Genomic DNA, 22107 nt, shown 5'->3' on the forward strand with positions numbered 1-22107 from the left:
AACCCGTTGGTCGCGGAGACCCAGGACTCGACGAAGGCGTATTCGGGTGTGTCGTTGCTGGAGTCGGCGGCGGATCTGAAGTCGGCGATCGAGAGCGGGGACTGGGCGTCGGTGGCGTTGGGGGCGGTCGGGACGGCGCTGGATGCGTTGTCGATGGCGATGGACCCCTTCGGCGCGATCCTGGCTGCCGGGGTGGGGTGGCTGATGGAACACGTCGGCCCCCTCAAAGAAGCGTTGAACGGGTTGACCGGCAACGCCGACGAGATCGCCGCCCAGGCACAGACCTGGGCCAACGTCGCCACCGAACTGGGCGCCATCGGTGTCGATCTGACCGGGATGGTTACCGCGGACACCGCGACCTGGACCGGCAACGCCGCTGACGCCTACCGCCAACGCGCCAAAGACACCGTCACCTTGCTGGAGACGGCGCAGAAGGGGTGTGAGGGTGCCTCGAGTGGGGTGAAGACCGCTGGTGAGGTGGTGGCGGCGGTGCGGGCGCTGGTGCGCGACATCATCGCCGAGCTGGTCGGGCATCTGATCAGCTGGGCCCTGCAGGTGGTGTTCACCCTCGGCATCGGGATGACCTGGGTCGTCCCCCAGGTCATCAACGCCGTCGTCAAAACCGCTTCCAAGATCGCTGATCTGGTCAAACGCCTCGTCAAAGCGTTGCAGGCGTTGATTCCGCTGCTCAAACGCGCCGGGGACCTGTTCTCCGACGCCGCCAAAGCCCTGCGCAACATCAAACCGGGCAAGGCCGCCCCGGCGCCGAAGCACACCGACATCAACGGCAACCCCAAAGGCATCGACACCCACGGCGGGAAGGGGGGTGGGGACGCCACCACCACCTCCGGCGCCAAAACCGACCCCGCAGGAACCAAAACCGACCCGCCGAAGGCCGATCCGCCACCGAAGAACGACCCACCGGCCGACACCCCGCCTCCGCCGAAGGCCGACCCGGGCGGCGGCACCTCCAAGAGCGGCACTTCCCAGGGCGACAGTTCCCACACGGCGCCGGACGACAAGCGCTCGGTGCCGGACGAAAACAAGGTCTGCGTCTCCGACCCGGTGGACGTCGCCACCGGCGAGGTCATCCTGCGCCAGGTCGACCTGACCCTGCCGGGCGACGCGGGCGAGCTGGTGCTGTCGCGCACGCACCTGTCGTCCTACCGTGCGGGCCGGTGGTTCGGCCGCTCCTGGACGTCCACTTTGGACCAGCGGCTGGAGGTCGGCCGCGACGGCGTCCGGTTCTTCTCCGAAGACGGCATGATCCTGCGCTACCCGCTGCCCACCGGCGAGGAGCCCGTGCTGCCGCTGGCCGGGCCGCGCCACCCGCTGCGCCGCACCGCCGAGGGCTACCGGCTGTCGATGGGCGACCGCGACCTCGGATTCGACGGCGACGGCCGCGTGCTGCCGCTGACGCTCATCGAGCAGGACGGCTCCCGCACCACGATCGAACACGCCGAGAACGGCGCCCCGCGGCTCCTGCGCCGCGACGACGGCACCGAGATCAGCGTCGAAACCGGCGACGGCCGGATCGCCGCGCTCGGCGTGCCCGGCGGCGCGCCGGTCGCCCGGTTCGGCTACAACCGGCTCGGCCAGCTGACCCAGATCGCCGGGTTCGCCGGGCGCCCGGTGAACCTCGACTACGACACCGCCGACCGGATCGTCGGCTGGCAGGACCGCACCGGCACCTGGTACCGGTACGTCTACGACGCCGAAGGCCGCTGCGTGCGCACGGTCGGCGCCGAGCGTTACCTCGACAGCACGTTCGCCTACGACACCGCCACCCGGACCACCCGGCACACCGACGCGCTGGGCCACACCTGGACCTACCGGATGAACGAGGCCGGACGGCTCGTCGAGCGGACCGACCCGCTCGGCCACACCCGCCGGTACTCGTGGACGCGCGAGGACGACCTGCAGTCGCAGACCGACGAACTCGGGCGGATCACCTTCTACGGCTACGAAAACGGCGTGCTGACCACGGTCACGCGGCCGGACGGTTCCGTCGTGCGGCTGACGCCCGCCGGGTCCGGCGAGCTGGAGCTGCGGGCCGGGGACGCGCGCGCCGTGGTCCCGGCGGCCGACCCCGTCGCCGCCCTGCCCGGCGTCTCCACCCGGCTGCGCGTCGACGGCCCGGCCGACCTTCTCGGCGGCGAGCCGGTGCTCACCGCGGCGGCGCGGCCGGGCGACCGCGACCCGTTCGGCAGGCCGCGGCTGGTGCACACCGCGTCCGGCGGCCCGTCCCGGCTCGGCTGGACGGCCGAAGGGCTGCTGTCGTGGCGGACCGGCCCGCGCGGCGAGCGGGAGAGCTGGCGGCACGACGGCGAAGGCCGCGTCGTCGAGTACCGCGACGCCGCCGGGCGGACGACCCGGCGCACGTACGGCCCGTTCGGCCTGCCGGTCGAGGAGATCGACGCCGCCGGCGCGCGCACGGCCTACCGCTACGACGCCGAGCTGCGCCTGGTCGAGGTGACCAACCCGCGCGGCCTGACCTGGCGCTACACCTACGACCCGGCCGGGCGGCTGGTCGAGGAGACCGACTTCGACGGACGGCGGCTGACCTACGCCTACGACGCGGCCGGCCAGCTGCGCCGGATGACCAACGGCCTCGGCGAAGTCACCGAATACCGGTACGACTCGCTCGGCAACGTCGTCGAGCGCCGCACGGCCGGCGGCGTCACCGGATACGCCTACGACGCGCTGGGCCAGCTCGAGTACGCCGTCAACGACGGCTCGGTGCTGCAGATCGTGCGGGACGAACGCGGCCGCGTGCGCGAGGAGACGCTCAACGGGCTCGGCGTGCGCTGGACGTACGACGCCGCCGCGGTCCGCCGCACCACACTGTCCGGTATGGACAGTGAGTGGCGGTACGACGGCGACCGTCCCGTGTCACTGGGCATCGCCGGGCACGACATCGCGTTCGAGTACGACGAAGCCGGCCGCGAGACTGCCCGTACGGTCGACGGCGAGGTGGTCCTGCGGCAGGTCTTCGACGCCGGGGACCGGCTGGCCGAGCAGGTGATCACCGGCCTGGGCCGCCGGGCCTACACCTACTCCCCCGACGGCAGGCTCACCGCGATCGACGACGCGCAGCCGGTCCGGTTCGGGTTCGACCCGGCGGGGCGGGTCACGGAGGTCCGTGGCCCCGACGGCGTCGAGCACTTCGCCTACGACGCGGCGGGGACGCTGACGTCGTCGCCGTCCGGACCGCGGGTGTACCGCGGCAACACGCTGGTGGAGGCGGGCGGGACGCACTACGGCCACGACCGGCAGGGCCGGCTGACCAGCCGGGTGCGGATCACCCCGGCCGGCGCGGAGGAATGGCGGTTCGCCTGGGACGAGCTGGACCGGCTGAGCACCGTGTTCGCGCCGGACGGGTCCGTCTGGACCTACCGCTACGACCCGCTCGGACGGCGGTTCGCCAAGCGCCGCTGGGAGCCCGGCCCCGGCGGCACGCTGCGGCAGACCGCCGAGACGTGGTTCGTCTGGAGCGGCGCGGAGCTGGTCGAGGAGATCGAGGTGACCGACGACGGGCGCACGCGGGTGCTGACCTGGGAACGGCATCCCGACGACGGTCGGCCGGTGGTCCAGGTCGAGCAGCAGGGTCCGGGGGTGCGGTTCCACACGGTGGTCACGTCCCCGGCGGGCACGCCGACGGAACTCGTCGGCGAGCACGGGACGATCGATTGGCAGGCCCGTACGAGCTTCTGGGGCGAGCTGCTGCCGTCGACGGCGGGCACCGCGCCGATGCCCCTGGCGTTCCCGGGCCAGTACCGCGACACCGAAAGCGGGCTGCACTACAACGTCTACCGCTACTACGACCCGCGGACGGGACGGTACCTGAGCCAGGACCCGCTCGGCCTGGCCGCGGCGCCCGACCCGGTGGGGTACGTCGCGCAGCCGCACCTGGAGAGCGACCCGCTGGGCCTGGTGAGCAGCCCGTGCGGCAAGACGGGCGGCGCCGGCGCCCCGGACAGCCCGGCGGGCGGCGGCGACGCGGGGAAACTCCCGCCGGGGGCGAAGAAACCGGACGGCCTCGCCGAGTTCCGCGACCCCGACGGCAAGATCCGCCCGCACAACATGACCGACGAGCAGTACGCCGAGTTCTCGAAGAAGTGGGACGAGATGATGGCGCCGGGCAAGGACAAGTCCTGGTTCTGGTCCGGCGGCCACATCAAGGACTCGGTCCAGGACCCGGTGACCGGCACCACGATCACGGACTCGAAGTACCACGGCTCGATCGAGGTCCCGGCCATCGACCTGGCGAAGAAGAACGGCGGCAACACCCTCGAGGGCATCCTCAAGGACAACGACATCGAGATGCCGAAGTTCGCCGACAACCACCCCAACGGCGAGAAGGTCTGGAAGGACGCGTCGAAGGCACTGGCCCACAACGCGGAAGGCGACGTCCACATCGCCCTGCCGAACACCCCGGGCAAGTCGAGCGGCTGGCCCGGCATGGGCGACGAGCTGGGTTCCCGCCGTCCCAACAACGTGTTCGACATGGACGAGTTCCCGATCCTGCGCCACAACCCGAAGGTGAACCGGGTCATCGCGCACGACACCGACTACCCGGACGCACCGCCGGTGGTGATCTGGGACAGGGCAACCCGCTGAGCCGGTGGTGATCGCCCGGGTGAGCCGTTCAGCAGCAGTCAGGGCGCGATGCCCACCCCGTCGATCCGGCTCCACGCCCGTTCCTGCGCCGCGGTCATGACCGGCCACCGCAGGCCACCCGGACGTGGCCGGACCCGGGTGGCGAACGGCGCGGGCCGGTACTCCGGGTCGTAGAAACACCCGCCTCCGTAAACGCCGTCGAACCTGGCGCAGGAACTCGCGATCGAGGCCGGGGACGGCTTGCGTCCGGTGCGCACCCACTCGTCCAGCGCCGCCAGGGAATTCGCGTACTCCGCGGCGCTCAGCCCGTCGTGCCCGGACTCGCGCGTGAACGTCTGGACCAGCCCGGTTCCCTCGAACGTCGCCCGGTAGGCGGACTCGTGCTCGACGAAGACCGACGGGTCGTAGATCGCGTGCAGCGTCAGCACCGGCACCGGGACGCGGCCGGTGAGATCGCTGTCGTAGGACAGGTCCCGCCGGGCGGTGGGGTCGGGTGAGAACCGGGCGACGCCCGCGTTCAGTGCCCGGTCGTCGGGCGAGCCGGAGTACCGGACGCCGGTGGTGCCGAACGGATTGCGCCCGCCGAGCCGCTGCACGATCTCCCGGAACAGGAACGTCGCGTACTGCAGGTGCGTCGGCAGCGTCCGTTCCGGAATGCCCGTGACAGCGGTGATGGCGTCCAGGTTGCGCTGCTGGGCGGGTGTCCGGGCGGCCGCGGTGCCGGTGCACTCCCGCAGGCGGGCCAGGACGTCGGACGGCGTGAGCGGCGAGTCCGCGGGAAGTCCTTGCCACAGCGGGTACTGCGGCTCGTCCGGGCGCGGGAGGTTGCGGCAGTAGTACTGGTACACCACCCGCAGATCCACCCGGTGGTCGTACCCGCGCGACCCACCGGCCAGCAGGCCGCTGGTCAGCAGCACGCCGTCGTAGCCGCCGTACGTCTCGGCGACCTTCGCGGCGACGTTGCCCCCGAACGACTGGCCGTGGACGTACGTGCGAGCGGGACGGCCGAACCGGCCGGCGAACAGGCGGCGCACGTTTTCCGTGTCGGCGGCGGCCATCCGGACGCCGTATCCGCCGCGCCGGTACGACGAAGCGGCCCACGCGTAGCCCTCCCGGACCAGCATCGCCCATTCCGTCAGATCTTCGGTGGTCGTGGCCGGGCTGTAGGACATCGCGGGACCGCCGTGGGCGTGCACGACGAGCGCGCCGTTCCAGCGCTCCGGGACGGCGATCGTGTAGTAGGCGCCGTTGGCGTCCTGACCGGAGTAACAGGTTGCGGCCAGCCCGGCCGGGCACGGCATCTCCGGGAACCTCGGGCTCGCGTGGGCCGGGGCCGCGGTACCCAGCAGGGCAGCCACGAGCACAGCCGCGGGGACGAACTTCGGCAAGGAGTCACCTTTCATCGAAGGGCCGGGAGAAGGCCGGTGAAGAAGTCGAGGACCGGCGGGCGCGTGCCCGCGGCGCTGTGCCCGACCCCGGGGACGACGACGGTCCGGACCGCGGTGCCGTGCCGGGTCAGGTCGGCGGCCAGCCGGTCCAGCTGTTCCGGGCGGCTGTGCCCGTGGTCGCCCATGGCGGCCAGGTCGGCCCGGCCGTCGTCGTCGCCGCCGATGACGAGCAGCACCGGCACCCGGGCGACCGCGGCGGGGTCGACGGTGATCCCGAACCGCTCCCGCGTGTCGGCGACGCCGCGCGGCCAGGCCAGCGTGTCGTCGAGCAGGGTCACCCCGCCCGGCGCGCCGGCCGCGACGCCGGCGACCCGGCCGGGATGGAGGTAGAGGAAGCGATGGGCGAACTGGCCGCCGCCGGAATGCCCGCACAGCAGCACGGTCCCGATCCGCGCGTTCCACCGGTGCCGCACTTCCGCCAGGATGTCCAGCAGCACCAGGTCGTACCGGACGCCGTGGGCGTCGAGGACCTTGTACCCGTGGACGTCGTCCGGCTCGCCGACGCCGACCGGGAACAGCGGGAGCACGACGATGAGCCGGTGGCGTTCGGCGAACGGGATGAGTCCCTCGCGCAGTTCCCCGACACTGCGCCCGGTGCCGTGCACGGCCACCAGGACCGGCAGTTCGTCGTCCGGGGTCCAGCTCGTGGGCACGTAGGCGCAGTAGCCGCAGCGCGGCTCGCCCGGCGCGGCGAAGAACGGCGTGCGCTTGGTGAGCAGCCGTCGGCCGGGGTGCGCGGCGGGCAGGTCCGCGACCCGGATCACGGGTGCCCCACCCGCAGCCCGGCGAGCGGGACGTGATGCTGTCCTCTGTGGACGTCACGGTCGCGCAGCGAGCCCTGGCCTTCCGGGCGCGGGAAGGAGATCTTCACGACGTTGAGCGCGGGGATCCGGAACAGCCGGACGGTGCCCGCCTCGACGTGGTAGAGCCGCGCGATCACGCCCTCGTCCACAGTGGACACAGCGGTCCGGTAGCCGCCGGCGTCACGCAGGAACACCTCCAGCGTCACCCAGAACGGGCCCGCGTTCTTCGCCCGGACCTCATGGGCGAGGTCGGCCAGTGTCACTTCAGGCATGGGTCTTCTCCCCCAGCTCGATCCGGAACAGCTCGGCCGGTGCGGCGCAGTCGACGACGTGGTTGAGCACGAACTCGTACGCCGGGCCGCGCTCGGTCTCCGCGGGCGAGAACGGGAAGGCGAAGCTGGGCAGGTAGGGCATCCCGGGTGCGGGCAGGTGCAGCATCAGCGGGTTCGCGACCTTGGCCACGGCGGTGGCGGTGGCCTGGTCCGGGGCGTTCACGAGCAGCATCACCCCCACTTCGCGCGGTGGCCCGGCTTCCGGTTCCAGCTCGCCCAGTACGGCGTTGTGGCCGTAGAGCCGCAGGTCGAAGGCGTACTCGTCGTCGGCAAGTTCCAGCGTCTGGCGCACCCGCTGCGTGATCATCCCGCGCATCAGTTCCGCCCACGCGTCGATGCCGCCGAGGATGCGCGGATCCCGGATCGCGGAGAACGACACGGTTTCGTAGCCGGTCATCCGCGCGCCTTCCAGCTTGACCGTGTACTGCCCGGCGGTGTGGAACCGCGAGCCCTCGACGCGGACGATCCGGTCGTCGACTGCGGTGTAGCGGGCGTCGCGGACGTCGAGGGTGCCGGCGGGCTCCCGCATCTCGAAGGGGTCCGCGGTCTCGTAGAGCATGTGCGCGGCCACCGAGATCGGCGTGCACGCCACCGCGGGATCCAGGGGCTCCACGGTGAACCCGCCCGCGTCGATGGTGGCGAGGACGCCGCCTGCCCGCGGATCACTGGTGCACTGGCCGCCGCACTCGACGATCTTGGCGGCGTGCCACGTCGGTCCGGCGGGCATGCCGAGCATGAGCGGGTAGGCGGCCGCGACCGCGGTGTCGGTGGCGCGCCCGGCGAGCACGACCTGGGCACCGGCCCGCAGTGCCTCGACGATCGGTTCGTGGCCCATCGCGCCGACGATGTGCGTGCAGCTCTCCAGGGTCTCGGCCCGCAGCTGTCCCAGTGGCGGCAGCGGGTGGATCCGGCCGGCGTCGAGGTACTCCTTGAGCACGGCGGCGTCCTGTTCACTGTAGATCCGGGCCACCTTCAGGTCCAGGCCCTCCTCGGCCATGACCTCGGCGGCGATCCCGGCGACCCAGTCGACCCCGCGGTCGGTCCCGCTCGTGCCGCAGGAGCCGACGATCAGCGGGATGCCCGCGCCTGCCGCGGCCGTCAGCAGGCTGCGCAGGTCGCGGGCCACCGCCCTGGCCGTCGTCTTGGCCGTCGCGGACCCGAGGTAGGCGGGGCCGGAGTCGGTGGACCCGGCGTCGATGCTGATGACGTCGGCGCCCAGGGCGATGCCGCGTTCGATCGTCGCGTGGTCCCAGCCCGCCCCGAGCATGCCGCTCGGCGCCAGTACCCGGACGGACTTCACCGGTTCGGTGTCCATGTTCCTCGTTTCTCCGCGTCGATCGCGAACCGCGCCCGTCCTTCGAGCGCGGCGACCAGTTCTTCGGCGCCGCGCAGCCCCGCGGCCCGGCGGGCTTCGGCGGTCTGCCCGGCCAGGTGCGAGCAGACGACGATGCCGTCGACGCCGCGCAACGGGCTGCCGTCCGGCAGTGGCTCCTCGGCCACGACGTCGAGCATCGCGCCGGCAATCCGCCCGGCGCGCACGGCGGCGACGAGCGCGTCCTCGTCGACGATGGCGCCGCGCGCGGTGTTGACCAGCAGGGCGGCCGGCTTCATCCGGGCGAACGCCTGCGCGTCCAGCAGTCCCCGTGTCCGCTCGGTCAGTGCCGTGTGGACGGAGACGTAGTCCGAAGTGGACAGCAGCTCCGGCAGCCCGGTGAACCGGACGTGCGGATCCCGGGCCGGCACGTTCGTCGTGCAGACGACGGTCATGCCGAACGCGCGCGCCAGCGGGACCACCGCGCGCGCCGCGGCGCCGTACCCGATGAGCCCGAGTGTCGAGCCGCGCAGCTCGTGCCCGTCCTCGCGCGGCCACTCCCCGCGCGCGACGCCCTGCGCGGACTGCACGAGCCGCCGGGCACCCGCGAGCAGCAGGCCGAGGGTGTATTCGGCCACGGCGTTGGCGTTGACGCCGGGCAGGGTGCTGACGCTGATCCCGAGCCGGGTCGCGGCGGCGAGGTCGATGGAGTCGTGGCCGACGCCGGTCCGCACGATCACCCGCAGCCGGGGCGCGCGGGAAAGCACGTCCGCGGTGAGCGGTTCGTTGGCCACCAGCGCCGCGTCGGCCTCGGCGAGCGCCGTGGCGAGTTCAGCGGGATCCCGCGGACCGATCATCGGCAGGTGCCGGGTTTCCAGGCCTGCGCGGCGAAGGAACCGGTCGACGTCGTCGCCGGGGCGCAGGTAGTCGGTGGTGATCAGCACGCGCCCGGTCACAGCGCCCGCCCGGCGGTGGCGCGCCGCTGCAGGACGCCGACCCGCGCGACCGCCGCCACGGCGAGCAGCGCGAGGATCGCGACGTGGACCAGCAGCAGGGACCAGCCGGTCAGGTCCACCATGCCGCCGGCCACGGCGGGCCCGAGGAAGCCGCCGCTCACCCAGCCGACCGTGTACAGCCCGGTGTAGGTGCCGAGCACCCGGCCGGACGGCGCGAGGTTCCACAGCACGACGACCGCGTTGACCAGGAACGAGGACGCGCCAGCGGCCGCCACGCAGAGGCCGGTGACGACGCCGGCGGGCGTGCCTGCGACGGCGCCCAGCACCAGGCCCGCGGCGAACACGCTCATCCCGGCCGTCATCACGCGCAGCCGTCCGAAGCGCTCGGCGAGCCGGGCCACGGGGTAGGCGGCCACGATGAAGGCGAAGCCGCTGGGCAGCGTCAGCCCGCCCGCCGCACCGCGGGACAGGCCCAGCACCTCCATGCCGTACGGCGTCATGAGGGCCCGCGAAGCGGCCCACGCCCCGCCGAACAGCAGGATCGCCACGATGAGCAGCAGCCGGCTGCGGTCGCTGTCGCGGACGATGTCGAGCACGGTGTCGCGCACCCGCCCGGCGGGCGCGGCCTCGCCGTCCTCGGCCAGCGCGGCGCGGTAGGCGGGTGACCGGCTGTCGCGGACGTTGGCGACGAGCACGACCAGGGACACCGCCATCAGGACCGGCGGGATCGCGAACGACAGCTTCGGATGCGTGTCGACGAGAAAGATGCTGATCAGGGCCGCGACCATCACCGTGAGGCTCGACGCGATCTTGACGACGGCGTTGGCGCGGCTGCGTCGCTCGGGCGGGACGAAGTCCGGCAGCAGGGACTCGGCGATCGGCTTGAAGGAGTTCGCGACGAGCGCGTAGCCGAACATCGTCAGGATCAGCAGCGGCACCGAGGCCGCGGCGTGCGGGATGGCGAGGAACAGCAACGCGGCCACGGGCATGCCCACGACGAGGTACGGGATGCGCCTGCCCCACGCGGTGCGCGTGCGGTCGGACCGGTTGCCCATCCACGGCTGCAGGAAGATGCCGAGCACGTTGTCCATCCCCATCAGCAGGCCGATCAGCGCGGCGCTGCCGATGTGCTCGCGCAGCAACGGCGGGACCTGCGAGTCGTAGAGGTTCCACATCGACTCCTGCGCGAAGACCGCCAGGGCCACGAAGAACGTGATCCGCCCCGTCCGCGTGCGCTGCGTGCTCGACGTCGTCATCCGGCACCTTCCCTGTCGGCCGTGCGCCACGCTACTTTTGCTATAGCAAGATGGTCAATAGTTGCATCAAGGTTTTGCCATGGCCGATAGGGTGTCGCCATGGCAGACGTGAAGACCGGCACGCTGGCCGACCGCGCGTACCGGGCGATCCGCGACGCGGTCGCGACCGGTGAGCTGCGGCCCGGGCAGAAGGTCACCGAGCGCGGGCTCGCCGAGCGGCTCGCGGTGAGCCCGACCCCGGTCCGCGAGGCCATCCGCCGACTGGAACAGGACGGCCTCCTCGACCGCACCGGCCCCCGGACGGTCCAGGTGGCGGCCTTCGGCGACGCGGCGATCCAGGACCTCGCGGAGGTGGAAGTCGCCCTGCGCGGGATGGTGGCCCGCTTCGCCGCGCGGCACGCGACCCCGGACCAGCTCGACCACCTCGACGAGGTCCTCGACGAGGCCGACGACCTGCTGATCGTCATCCGGCAGCGGCACCAGGCCGGCGAGCAGGTGTCCCGCCACCTGGACCGGCTGCTGGACACCATGCAGCGCTTCAACGAGGCCGTCGAGGCGTGCGCCCGCAACCCGGTCCTGGTCCGCCTGCTCGGGCAGACGCGGGTGTTCTCCGCACCGGAGCGCCGCGCCCGGCTGATCGAGCGGATCGGCGAGAACGACCGCTTCGGCCTGGACCGCTACGGCAGCCACCGGGCGCTGGTGCGCGCCCTGCGCGCCGGCGACTCGGCGGCGGCCGAAGCCCTCGTCGTCGAGGACGCCCGTGGCGGGCTCGGGGACCTGCTGGCACCGCATTCCTGACCGGACGCCGGTGCCGCACCCGGCCCAGCCGGCGAGGGTGCCCCGGCAAAGGTCACTCACCGAAGCCGAACCAGCGCATCGCGGGCTTGGGCGGTCTGCCACGACCGTGGACCGGCTACCCCGCGGCGATCTCCTCGGCGATCGCCTTCCCCAAGCTCTCCGTCGTGCCCGGTCCGCCCAGGTCGGGGGTCAGCACTTCCGGCCGTCCGGCAAGCACCTTCTCGATCGCCGCGACCATCCCCGCGGCGGCGGCCTGCTCGCCCAGGTGGTCGAGCAGCATGGCGCCGCTCCAGATCTGGCCGACCGGGTTGGCGATGCCGCGGCCGGCGATGTCCGGTGCGGACCCGTGGACGGGCTCGAACAGGCTCGGCCACGTCCGGTCCGGGTTGATGTTGGCGCTCGGGGCGATCCCGATCGTGCCCGCGCAGGCCGGTCCGAGGTCGGACAGGATGTCGCCGAAGAGGTTGCCGGCCACCACGACGTCGTACTGCCCCGGCCGCAGGACGAACTTCGCCGCCAGGATGTCGATGTGGTCCTTGTCCGCGGTGACGTCCGGATACCGCTGGGCCATCGCCGCCGCGCGCTCGTCCCAGTACGGCATCGACACCGCGATGCCGTTGCTCTTGGTCGCCCACGTCAGGTGCCGTCGCGGCCGGGCGGCGGCGAGGTCGAAGGCGTACCGCAGCACGCGGTCCACGCCGATCCGGGTCAGCACCGTCTCCTGCAGCACCGTTTCGCGGTCGGTGCCCTCGAAGATCCGGCCGCCGATGCGCGAATACTCGCCCTCGGTGTTCTCCCGCACCACGACGAAGTCGATGTCGCCCGGCCCGTGGTCGCGCAGCGGGCTGCGCACGCCCCGCAGCAGCCGGACCGGCCGCAGGTTGACGTACTGGTCGAACCCCCGGCGGATCTCCAGGAGGCTGCCCCACAGCGAAATGTGGTCGGGCACCACTTCGGGCCACCCGACCGCGCCGAAGAACAACGCGTCGTAGCCGCCCAGGACGTCCTTCCAGTCCGGCGGAAGCAGTTCGCCGTGCCGCTGCCAGTACTCCGCGCAGGCGAAGCCGAACTCGACCGTCTCCAGCATGAACCCGTGGACGCCGGCGGCGGCCTGCAGGCACCGGAGTCCTTCCGGGACGACCTCGCGACCGATGCCGTCGCCGGGAATGACCGCGACGCGGTGACACTGGGACATGGGAGGCTCCTGTCGGCTTCGTCCTGCGCAAGCACTTCCACCCTGTCCGGCGGGGACGGGGTCCGACAAGGACGGCCGGGGCAACCCGGCCTTTCGCTCCGGGAAAGGCAGCGATGACCACCTCGATCGACGACCTGCGCTTCTTCCGGGTCGTGGCCGCCAGCGAGACGCTCACGGCCGCGGCCCGGGAGCTGGATTGCTCGCTCCCGGTCGTCAGCAAGCGCCTCGGCGCGCTGGAACGCCGGCTGGACGTCCGCCTGGTCCACCGCGGCCCGCGCCGGATCACGCTGACCGCCGAAGGCGAGCTGTTCGCCGCGCGCCTGGAGACGATCCTCGACGACCTCCGCGAGCTGGAGGACCAGGTCACCCACCGCTCCGGCGACCTGCGCGGCTCCCTGGTGGTCCAGGCCACCCTCGGCCTCGGCCGCGCACACGTCGCGCCGCTGCTCGGCGAGTTCACCGCCCGGCATCCCCGGCTGGCCGTCCGGCTGCGCACGTCCGCGCTTCCCCTGCGCCCGCACCGGCGCGAGTTCGACGTGGCCGTCCACGTGGGACAGCCGCCGGACTCCTCGCTGCGGATGCGCCGGCTGGCGAAGAACCGCCGCGTGCCGTGCGCCGCACCGTCCTATGTGGAGCGTCATGGCCTGCCGGAGCGGCTGGAAGACCTCGACGGCCACGACTGCATCGTGCTCCGCGAGAACGAAGGCGACTTCGCCCTGTGGCGTTTCGGCGACGCGCGCAACCCCCGCCAGGTCCACGTGCGCGGCCGTCTGGCGAGCAACGACGGCGACGTCGTCACCGCCTGGGCGTTGCAGGGACACGGGGTGATCATGCGTTCGGAGTGGCAGGTCCGGCCGTACCTGCGGAGTGGCGCTTTGGTCCGCGTCCTGCCCGCGGTGCCGACGCCACCGGCCGACATCTACGCGCTCTGGGACGGCGACGGCCACGTGCCCCGGCGGGTCGGCGAGCTGGTCCGGCACCTGGCCGCCCGGCTCCCGGACCGGCTCGCCGGGCCGGACTAGCACCGGTCACCGAGTGGTCTTCAGTCGCAAGGCGGCGCCGGGGTGCAGCACTCCCGCGTCGTCCAGTTCGGCGAGCAGCGCGGGCAGGCCCACGGTGAGCATCCTGCGCCGGACCGAGCCGAGCACCCTCGCCATCACGAACCCGCCGATGCCGGTGAATCCCGTGTGGTGGTAGGTGAAACGCGTGCCACGGGCCACCGGCTCCAGCCGGTAGCGGACGTGGCTGGGCACCTCCCCTTCCGCGCCGGCCCACGTGTAGGCCAGCAGCTCCGGCTCGCGCACTTCGGTCACCTCGCAGTCGACGATCCCGCGCCAGCCCGGCACCGGCTTGGCGACGTACCGGAACCGCGTGCCCGGCACCGGCTCGAACCCCTCCGCCCTGGCCCCCTTGCCGGTCGAGGTCCAGTACGGGATGAGCGCCGGGTCGGTCACCGCCCGCCAGACCTTCCGGGGCGGATGGGGGTACTCGCACACGATCTTGAACTCGGCCATGGCGCACTCCTTGGATTCAGTGACTGTAAATTTACAGTAGCAGAACTTTTTCTGTCACTGCCGTAGCCTGACGCCATGACGAGCGGGGAAGGACTTCGCGAGCGCAAGAAGCGGGCCATGCGGCGCCGGCTGTCCGACACCGCCGCGCAGATGTTCCTGCAGCACGGCTTCGACGCGGTCCGGGTCGCGGACGTCGCCGAAGCGTGCGGAGTGTCCGAGAAGACCGTCTACAACTACTTCCCCACCAAGGAAGCCCTGGTCATGGACCAGCTGGCGGACACGGCCGACGCGCTGCGCACCCACCTGGCCGACCCGGGGGTCGCCCCGGTCACGGCGATGCTGAACGTCCTCGACGAGGAGCTGCGCGCCCTCGGCGCGAGCCTGGCCGCCGCGCGCGACCCGGCGCGGGCGCTGGCCCGCTATCACCGCTTCGGCGACCTCATCCGCGACAGCCCGTCCCTGCGTGCGTACCAGAGCGACGTCACCGAGCGCTGCACCGACGTCGCGGCCGAAGTCCTGGCCGCGCGGGCCGGCTGCCGTCCCACCGACCCCGAACCCCAGGCGACCGCGGCCGCACTGCTGGGGCTGTGGCGCATCCAGTTCCGTGCGCTGCGGACGCACCTGCGTCCCGGCGTCCCGATCGAGGACGCGCTCTCGGCCGTGACCGGCGACGTGCGCCGGGCGGCCGCGCTGCTGGAGCGCGGCCTGGCGACGTTCCCGGCCGTGGCGATCCCGGGGTAATAGAGTCGCCGGGGTGGAGCTGAGGCAGGTCGAGCACTTCCTGGCCGTGGTGCGCAGCGGGAGTTTCACCGCGGCGGCGCAGGAGGTGCACGTGGTGCAGTCGGCGCTGAGCGCGTCGGTCCGCAAGCTCGAACGCGAGCTGGGCACGCCGCTGTTCGACCGGACGACGCGCCGGGTGGCGCTCACCGAAGCCGGGCAGGCGCTGCTGCCGCTGGCACACCGGATCGTCGCCGACGTCGAGGCGGCACGCGGCGAGGTGGCGGCCGTCGCGGGGCTGACGCGCGGGCGGGTGTCGATCGGGACCATCCAGACGCTGACCGTGGTGAACCTGCCCGCCAAGCTCGGACAGTTCCGGGAGCGCCACCCCGGCGTCCGGATCCACGTGCGCGAGAGCACGGTGCCCGACCTGGTGGCCGGCGTCGGCAACGGCGAGCTGGACCTGTCGTTCCTGGCCGCCGCCGAGCCGTTGCCGGGCGAGCTGGTCAGTTTCGCGCAGTGGAGCCAGCATCTGGTGCTGCTGTGCCACCCGGGTCACCGCCTGGCCCGCCGCCGCCGGGTCCGCCTCGCCGAGCTGGACGACGAGCCGTTCCTGGACTTCAGCGGCAGCGGCATCCAGACGATGGTCGCCCGCCGGTTCGCCGAGGCGGGGATCCGCCAGAACCGCGTGTGCGAGGCAACCCACATGCCGCTGCTGGTCGAGCTGGTGACGGCGGGGCTCGGGGTCAGCATCGTCCCGGAGCCGGTCGCCACGAAGTCCGGCCTGCCGTACGCGCGGCTCGAGCAGCCGTCCTTCGGCCGCGCGATCCACCTGGCCGGCCGCAGCCCGACCCCGGCCAACCCTGCGGCGCGGGCACTTCTGGCGCACCTGCTGGCTTGAGCCGCGCCACTACTCCCGGACCGGCGCGTAAACCAAGGCGAACCCGGCCACCGCAAGCGCCAGCGCCACCGTGGTGAACCCCGCCACCGCCGCGATCCCGGCGAGTACCAGCGCGCGAACTCCGAAGTGGCGCATCAGCCGGACGAGGTCCGTTCTCGCGGTGTCCGTTTCCTTGGGCATGGCCCGAGTATTCGCCCGCCACACCCCCGGCCACCAGCGCAAAGAATCGCTGGGATTCAGCTCCCGGATCGATGAATCAGCAGCCCGCGCACGCGCACTGTCCTTTCCGGACGGTTACGGCCCGGCGCAGGCGGCCGGCGCGGATGCCGTTGGCGATGACGAACACCTCGGCCAGCTCGTGGACGAACACCACCGCCGCCAGGCTCAGCACGCCGGACGCCGCCAGGGGCACCAGCGTCAGCACGATCGCCGCCGACAGGCCGATGTTCTGCAGCATGATCCCGCGCGCGCGGCGGGCGTGCCGCAGTGCCTGCGGAAGGTGGCGCAGGTCGGTGCCCATCAGGGCGACGTCCGCCGTCTCGATCGCGACGTCGCTGCCCATCGCGCCCATCGCGATCCCGACGTCGGCCGTCGCGAGGGCCGGGGCGTCGTTGACACCGTCGCCGAGCATCGCCACCGCGCCGCGGCCGCCCTGCAGGCTGCGCACGAGTTCGGCCTTGTCCGCCGGCTTCAGCTCGGCGTGCACCCGGGTGATCCCGGCCTGCGCCGCCAGTGCCGCGGCCGTGCGGGCGTTGTCGCCGGTGAGCATGGCCACCGCGATCCCCGCGTCCCGCAGCTCGGCCACCACCCCGGCGGCCTCGGGACGCAGCTCGTCGCGGATGCCGATCAGTCCCAGCAGGACACCGCCGCGCTCGACGGCCGCGACCGTCGTCCCGCTGCCGGTCAGCCGGGTTACCTCGGTATCCAGGGCACCGGCCCCGATCCAGTCCGGTTTGCCGAGCCGGGCCGGAGTTCCGGCGACGACGCCTTCGAGCCCCGCACCGGGCACCGTCACGACCGAGTCGGCCACGCCCGGCGGACCGGCCGCCGCGAGGACCGCCGCGGCCAGCGGATGCTCACTTCGCGCTTCGAGCGCCGCCGCCACCGCCAGCACTTCGGCCTCGGTGGCGCCGCCGGCGGGCACGATCTCGGTCACCACCGGACGGCTGCGGGTGAGCGTCCCGGTCTTGTCCAGCGCGACGGTGCGGACGGCACCGAGCGTCTCCAGCGCGGCGCCGCCCTTGACCAGCACACCGGACCGGCTCGCCGCCCCGACCGCGGCGATCACCGTCACCGGCACCGAAATCGCCATCGCGCACGGAGCCGCGGCGACCAGCACGACCAGGGCGCGTCCGAGCCAGGTGACCGGGTCGCCGAGCAGCGCCCCGAGCCCGGCGACCAGCACCGCCAGCACCATCACCGCGGGCACCAGCGGGCGGGCGATGCGGTCGGCCAGCCGCTGCCGGGCACCCTTGCGCCGCTGCGCGTCCTCGACGACGCGGACGACCTTGGCCAGCGAGTTGTCCGCCACGGTGGCGGTGGCTTCGACGGTGAGCACGCCGGTACCGTTGATCGCGCCCGCGTACACGACGTCACCCGGCCCGGTCTCGACCGGCACCGGCTCGCCGGTGATCGCGGAGATGTCCACTGCGGACAGTCCACTCACGACGGTCCCGTCGCTGGCGATCCGTTCCCCGGCAAGGACCAGCATGCGATCGCCAACCCTGAGTTCGGACGGCGCGATCGCCGACTCCCGGCCCCCGCGCACGACGCGCACCTCCTCCGGCACGAGCGAGAGCAGGGCCCGCAGTCCCCGGCGGGTGCGCGAGAGGGAGTAGTCCTCGAGGGCCTCGCTGATCGAGAACAGGAACGCGAGCATCGCCGCCTCGGCGAACTGGCCCAGCACGAGGGCCCCGGCGAGCGCGACGGTCATCAGGGTGCCGACGCCGATCCGCCGCTCACGCAGGGCACGCAGCGTGCCGGGCACGAAGGTCCAGCCGCCGAGGGCTGCGGCCGCCAGGTACAGCCCGGTCTGCCCGGGACGCCAGTCCAGCCACCCGGCGGCGAAGCCACCGAGCAGCAGGATGCCCGCGACGGCGGCCAGCCGGATCTCCGGGATCCGCCAGAACGAGCCGGCTTCCTCGTGGTGCTCCCCGGTGGGCCCGCAACACGCGTCACTCATCCCGGCTCCCCGGCCAACCGGATCTCCGGGAACGCCCCAGCTTCCCCGGCGAGTCCGCAACACGCCTCACTCATCCCGGCCGCCCTCCCCCACCGGAGCGGCCACGGTCGCCAGCACCCGGCGGCCGTCCCCGGCCAACACGGGAACGCCCCCAACTTCCCCGGGGAGCCCGCAACACGCGTCACTCATCCCGGCTGCCCCTCCCCCACCGGAGCGGCCACGGTCGCCAGCACCCGGCGGCCGGGCTCGGCCAGCCGGTACATCACCAGCTTCCCGTCCCGGCGCGAGGTCACCAGCCCGGCCGTGCGCAGCTGCCGCAGGTGGTGGGACACCAGTCCCTGCGAGGACCCCACGATCCACGCCAGGTCGCACACGCACAGCTCGTCCCCCACGGCCAAGGCGTGCGCGATCCGCAGCCGCGTCGGGTCGCCGAGGGCGCGCAGGACGTCCGCGCGTGCCCTCAGCGCGTCGTCGCCGGGCAACGTGACCCGCAGGGCCTCCGCGTGGTCCAGATCCAGGCACAACAGCTCACACCGGTCGTCGCTCACCCAGACAATCTAACGTCCGTTGATATGTTGAGACAACTCAGCCGTAGGCACCGATGCCGCCGTCGATGGCCAGCTGCGATCCGGTCAGGAACGGGAAGTCGGCCGATGCCAGGGTCACCGCGAACGCCGCGATCTCCTCGGCGGTCGCCATCCGGCGCTGGCCCGTCATGTTCGACTTCGCCCACACCTTGGCCATCGCGTCCCACGCGACGTCCGGCAGGTTCTCCGTGCCCGCGACACGCCGTACCAGCTCGGTGTTCGTCGTCCCGGGCAGCAGCGTGTTGATCCGGATGCCGTCGCCCGCGTAGTCCAGCGCCGCGGACTTGGCCAGCCCGAGCAGCCCGGCCTTCGCCGCAGCGTAGGCGGCCTGGCCCGGACCCGCCTGGACGGCCACCGACGAGGACGTGATCAGCACGACCCCGCCGCCGCGGGCGAGCAGGTGCGGGATTTCCGCCTTGAGCGCGAGGAAACTGCCGCGCAGGTCGGTGTGCACGACGTCGTCCCACTCCTGCGCGGAGTACTCGTGCAGCTTCTTCTGGATGGTGATGCCCGCGTTGTTGAAGCAGACGTCCAGCCCGCCGTAGTGGCCGGCGACGCGGTCGACGAACGCCTGGACCTGCGCCGGCTCGCGGACGTCCGCCTGGACGTACAGCGCTTCGCCGCCCGCCGCGCGGATCTCCCGCTCGACCTGGGCGCCGCGGTCGGCCCGGCGGCCGCAGAAGCCCACCTTGCCGCCCTCGCGGGCGAACTGCAGGGCGGCCGCCCGGCCGATCCCGGACGTCGCGCCGGTCACCAGCACGACCTTGCCGTCGAACCGCCGAGCCGCGGACGGCTGGATCTGCGGCGTCGGCTGACCGCCCTGCACGAGCGCCACGCCGCCGGCAACCCCGGCAACCGCCGCCACCCCCGCGGCGGCCGACACCGACGTGATCAGCCGCCGCCTGCTGTAGGTCTTCCCGGACGGCGGCTGGGCCGCGCCGGCGTTCTCGTCCTCTGTGGACATCGTCTCTCCCCTGGGTCGGTGCTCGGACGATGTCCAGCTTCGCGCGGACGGGCGGCCCTGCCATCTGTCATGGTGACCGGTCGGCGGCGAAGTCCAGGTCCCGCAGCTGGTGCCGGGCCGAGACACCCAGCCGAGCGAAGACGTTGTGCAGGTGGTAGCCGACCGTCCGCGGGCTCAGGAACAACCGCGCGGCGATCTCCTTGTTGCTCAAACCCTCCCCGGCCAGCCGGGCGATCTGCGCCTGCTGCGCGGTGAGCGCGCCCGCCGCGGCCGGGGTCCCGCCGGCGGCCGCCAGCTCGACGCCCGCACGCTCGGCCCACCGCCGGGCACCGAGCCGCTCGAACCACTCCAGCGCGGTCCGCAGCCGGGCCCGGGCGTCGGCGACGTGGCGTTCGCGCCGCAGCCGTTCGCCTTCGGCCAGCACCGCGCGGGCGTGGTGGAACGGCAGCAGCGGACCGGGCCCGTCTGCGGCTCCGGCCGATGGCACCGGCGCGCCAGACCCGCCCGCGACAACAGCCGACGACACCAACGCGCCACCCCCACCCACGACACCATCCGACAGCACCGACACCCCACCCGCGGCTTCCCGGATGTCGTAGGCCGCAGCCCGCGCCACGAGGTCGTGCGCGGTCAAGGCACCCGGCACGCTCAGCGTGGCCAGCAGATCGGCAGCCCGGGCATGATCCCGCCTGCCCAGGGCCAGGATGCCCAGCGCCCACGTCGCCGTGGCCGCGGCGTACCGGTTGCCGGTGGCGGCCGCCGCCGCGACGGCGGACCGAGCGTGGCCCCGGCAGGCGTCGTCGTCGCCACGGACCGCGGCGACCAGCGCCAGGATCGCCTCGAAGTCCGGGATCCGTGCGTGCTGGCCGAAATCCCCGGCGAGCTGCAGCCCCTCCTCCGCACGCGCCTGCGCCTCGGCGAGGTGCCCGAGCCGGAACTCCAGTTCGGCCAGCCACGGCAGCACGGCGGCGTAGATCGTCAGCATGCCCTGCTCCCGCATCGCTTCGCACGCCTGCATACAGAACTCGCGGGCTTCGGCCGGATCGCCGCCGAGCCAGGTGAGCGCCATCGGCAGCACCCACCGGTGTGCGGGCGACGCCGCGGCCGTCCGCGGCAGGGTGTCGAACACCTGACCCGGCGGCACGTCCAGCCGTCCCCCGGCCGCCCGTACGAAGAGCCGGGCCAGGCGGGCGAAGCCCGGATCGCAGTCCAGCGCGTCGACGCCGTCGGTCAGCCAGTCCATCGGCAGGCCGGCGTGGATGGCGGCGTCGCCCGCGGCGAACAGGGTGCTCGCCGCTTCGTCCGGCGGCATCCGGCGGGCGGCGCGGACGAGCCGGTGGAAGGCGGTGACCTGGTCGCCGCTGTAGAGCTCCACCATGCCCGAGAGACGGGCCAGCAGCCGCCGCGTCGGTTCGTCCGCGGGACGGCCCTTCGTCTCGCCGAGCAGGTCCCTGGCCACGCCGGGACGGCCGGACTTCCACGCCGCGTAGGCCGCGCCGGCGAGCCGGCGGGTCCGGGCCTGGGCGTCCTCCGAAAGGGCGGCGGCCCGGCGCAGGATCGCCGCGACGGCCGCGACGCCCCCGCGGTCGGTGAGGCGTTCGGCTTCGTGCTCCAGCCGTTTCGCGAGCGACTCGTCGGGACCGTCGGCCGCGAGGGCGCGGTGCCATGGCCCGTCCAGCCGGGCGTGGGCGGCCCGCCGCCGGTCGAGCGGGCTGCCCCAGTAGACGGCGGAGCGGACGAGCGGATGCCGGAACCGCACCCCGCCGTCGACGACGACCAGCCCGGCCCGCTCGGCCGGGACCAGCGCCGGGACGAACCGGCTCTCGCCCGCCGCAACGTCCAGCAGCGCCTCCTGCGTCGCCACCGGCAGCCCGGCCACGCGCGCCGAGAAGGCCGCCTGCAGCCGGTCCGCGAGCGGCACGGTGCCGTTCACCGGCAGCAGGTGCTCGACGTCGGCCTCCAGCAACGCCAGCGGATTGCCCGCGCACGCCGCCAGCAGGGCGTCGCTCGCCGAGGGCCCGCGCAGCTTCCGGGCGTCCTCGTCGGGCAGGCCGGTGAGGTGCAGCTCGGGCAGCCCGGACGGCCCGGCGTCGCGGACGGCGAAGATCATCGCGCCCGAGACCAGGCGGCGCGCGGCGAACAGCAGCACCGTCAGCGACGCCGGGTCCAGGTGGTGCGCGTCGTCCACCACCACGGTGCGCCCGTCCACCATCCGCAGCACCGCCGTGCCGGTGGCCAGGTCGGTGGTCGTCCCGTCCCGCAGCCCCACGGCGATCGCCACCGCCGCCGGGACCGGCCCGGGCAGCTGGGCCACCAGCGCGTGCAGACCCGCGTAGGCAGGCGACAGCTCGGCTTCGACCCCGCTGATCCGCACGACGGGAAGGCCTTCCGTCGCGGCCGTGATCAGTGCCGTCTTGCCGATTCCCGCTTCGCCGCGCACCACAAGGGCCCCGCCGGTCCGGCACACCTGCCGGACCCGGGCCAGCTCCGCCTTCCGTCCCACGAACACCCGCCGACGCTAC

The 22107-nt window shown here is 73.2% G+C and carries 18 protein-coding genes; 5 read left to right on the plus strand and 13 right to left on the minus strand.

What is annotated here, in order from left to right; genetic code table 11:
- Window positions 1–4620: DUF6531 domain-containing protein (locus ABJI51_RS37515; RefSeq protein WP_348955897.1), on the plus strand; the 4620-nt coding region annotated here is incomplete at its 5' end.
- Window positions 4621–4658: 38 nt separating this feature from the next.
- On the opposite strand, the gene ABJI51_RS37520 is transcribed toward ABJI51_RS37515, so the two are convergent.
- The 6 genes from ABJI51_RS37520 to ABJI51_RS37545 are packed head-to-tail and all read right to left on the minus strand — an operon-like array spanning window position 4659 to window position 10727.
- On the minus strand, window positions 4659–6008 hold the full coding sequence (locus ABJI51_RS37520) for a DUF6351 family protein (protein WP_348955898.1): 1350 nt from the start codon (window positions 6006–6008) through the stop codon (window positions 4659–4661).
- An 11-nt stretch (window positions 6009–6019) separates the two neighbouring features.
- Entirely contained in the window at window positions 6020–6832 is an 813-nt protein-coding gene (locus ABJI51_RS37525) for an alpha/beta fold hydrolase (protein WP_348955899.1), read from the minus strand.
- Window positions 6829–7143: a DUF4387 family protein gene (locus tag ABJI51_RS37530; protein ID WP_348955900.1), complete on the minus strand. Its 315-nt coding sequence runs from the start codon at window positions 7141–7143 to the stop codon at window positions 6829–6831. The genes ABJI51_RS37525 and ABJI51_RS37530 overlap by 4 nt, the downstream gene beginning before the upstream one ends.
- Complete coding sequence (locus tag ABJI51_RS37535) at window positions 7136–8518, minus strand: acyclic terpene utilization AtuA family protein (protein ID WP_348955901.1); 1383 nt, start codon at window positions 8516–8518, stop codon at window positions 7136–7138. Before ABJI51_RS37535 ends, ABJI51_RS37530 begins: the two co-directional genes overlap by 8 nt.
- Window positions 8500–9471 carry an NAD(P)-dependent oxidoreductase gene (locus ABJI51_RS37540; RefSeq protein WP_348955902.1) on the minus strand — a complete coding sequence of 324 codons (972 nt, stop codon included), beginning with the start codon at window positions 9469–9471 and terminating at the stop codon, window positions 8500–8502. The genes ABJI51_RS37535 and ABJI51_RS37540 overlap by 19 nt, the downstream gene beginning before the upstream one ends.
- The gene (locus ABJI51_RS37545) at window positions 9468–10727 is read right to left on the minus strand and encodes an MFS transporter (protein ID WP_348955903.1); all 1260 of its coding nucleotides are present in this window, start codon (window positions 10725–10727) and stop codon (window positions 9468–9470) included. The genes ABJI51_RS37540 and ABJI51_RS37545 overlap by 4 nt, the downstream gene beginning before the upstream one ends.
- Window positions 10728–10826: 99 nt before the next feature.
- On the opposite strand from ABJI51_RS37545, the gene ABJI51_RS37550 reads away from it, so the two are divergent.
- Window positions 10827–11525, plus strand: coding sequence for a GntR family transcriptional regulator (locus ABJI51_RS37550; RefSeq protein ID WP_348955904.1), 699 nt, complete (start codon window positions 10827–10829; stop codon window positions 11523–11525).
- Window positions 11526–11640: 115 nt separating this feature from the next.
- On the opposite strand, the gene ABJI51_RS37555 is transcribed toward ABJI51_RS37550, so the two are convergent.
- Window positions 11641–12720 carry a tartrate dehydrogenase gene (locus tag ABJI51_RS37555; protein WP_348955905.1) on the minus strand — a complete coding sequence of 360 codons (1080 nt, stop codon included), beginning with the start codon at window positions 12718–12720 and terminating at the stop codon, window positions 11641–11643.
- A gap of 113 nt (window positions 12721–12833) precedes the next feature.
- On the opposite strand from ABJI51_RS37555, the gene ABJI51_RS37560 reads away from it, so the two are divergent.
- Window positions 12834–13742: a LysR family transcriptional regulator gene (locus ABJI51_RS37560; protein ID WP_348955906.1), complete on the plus strand. Its 909-nt coding sequence runs from the start codon at window positions 12834–12836 to the stop codon at window positions 13740–13742.
- Between the two features lie 6 nt (window positions 13743–13748).
- Here ABJI51_RS37560 and ABJI51_RS37565 read toward each other — a convergent pair whose 3' ends face one another.
- The gene (locus tag ABJI51_RS37565; protein WP_348955907.1) at window positions 13749–14234 is read right to left on the minus strand and encodes an SRPBCC family protein; all 486 of its coding nucleotides are present in this window, start codon (window positions 14232–14234) and stop codon (window positions 13749–13751) included.
- A gap of 75 nt (window positions 14235–14309) precedes the next feature.
- Here ABJI51_RS37565 and ABJI51_RS37570 point away from each other — a divergent pair, with 75 nt between their 5' ends.
- Window positions 14310–14975, plus strand: a complete 666-nt coding sequence (locus ABJI51_RS37570) for a TetR family transcriptional regulator (protein ID WP_348955908.1) — start codon at window positions 14310–14312, stop codon at window positions 14973–14975.
- Window positions 14976–14988: 13 nt separating this feature from the next.
- The gene (locus tag ABJI51_RS37575) at window positions 14989–15852 is read left to right on the plus strand and encodes a LysR family transcriptional regulator (RefSeq protein WP_348955909.1); all 864 of its coding nucleotides are present in this window, start codon (window positions 14989–14991) and stop codon (window positions 15850–15852) included.
- 9 nt (window positions 15853–15861) lie between these two features.
- Here the strand turns inward: ABJI51_RS37575 and ABJI51_RS37580 are convergent, their stop codons facing one another.
- The 5 genes from ABJI51_RS37580 to ABJI51_RS37600 all read right to left on the minus strand — a co-directional run bounded on the left by ABJI51_RS37580 (window position 15862) and on the right by ABJI51_RS37600 (window position 22094).
- Window positions 15862–16032: a hypothetical protein gene (locus tag ABJI51_RS37580; protein WP_348955910.1), complete on the minus strand. Its 171-nt coding sequence runs from the start codon at window positions 16030–16032 to the stop codon at window positions 15862–15864.
- Window positions 16033–16108: 76 nt separating this feature from the next.
- Entirely contained in the window at window positions 16109–18034 is a 1926-nt protein-coding gene (locus ABJI51_RS37585; protein ID WP_348955911.1) for a heavy metal translocating P-type ATPase, read from the minus strand.
- 185 nt (window positions 18035–18219) lie between these two features.
- Window positions 18220–18582 (minus strand): ArsR/SmtB family transcription factor, encoded by a 363-nt coding sequence (locus tag ABJI51_RS37590; RefSeq protein ID WP_348955912.1) that lies wholly within the window; start codon window positions 18580–18582, stop codon window positions 18220–18222.
- Between the two features lie 37 nt (window positions 18583–18619).
- The gene (locus tag ABJI51_RS37595; RefSeq protein WP_348955913.1) at window positions 18620–19585 is read right to left on the minus strand and encodes an SDR family NAD(P)-dependent oxidoreductase; all 966 of its coding nucleotides are present in this window, start codon (window positions 19583–19585) and stop codon (window positions 18620–18622) included.
- Between the two features lie 67 nt (window positions 19586–19652).
- The gene (locus ABJI51_RS37600; RefSeq protein WP_348955914.1) at window positions 19653–22094 is read right to left on the minus strand and encodes a LuxR C-terminal-related transcriptional regulator; all 2442 of its coding nucleotides are present in this window, start codon (window positions 22092–22094) and stop codon (window positions 19653–19655) included.
- Window positions 22095–22107: the final 13 nt, after the last annotated feature.

Source organism: Amycolatopsis melonis, from assembly GCF_040064235.1.
GTDB classification, from domain to species: Bacteria; Actinomycetota; Actinomycetes; order Mycobacteriales; family Pseudonocardiaceae; genus Amycolatopsis; species Amycolatopsis melonis.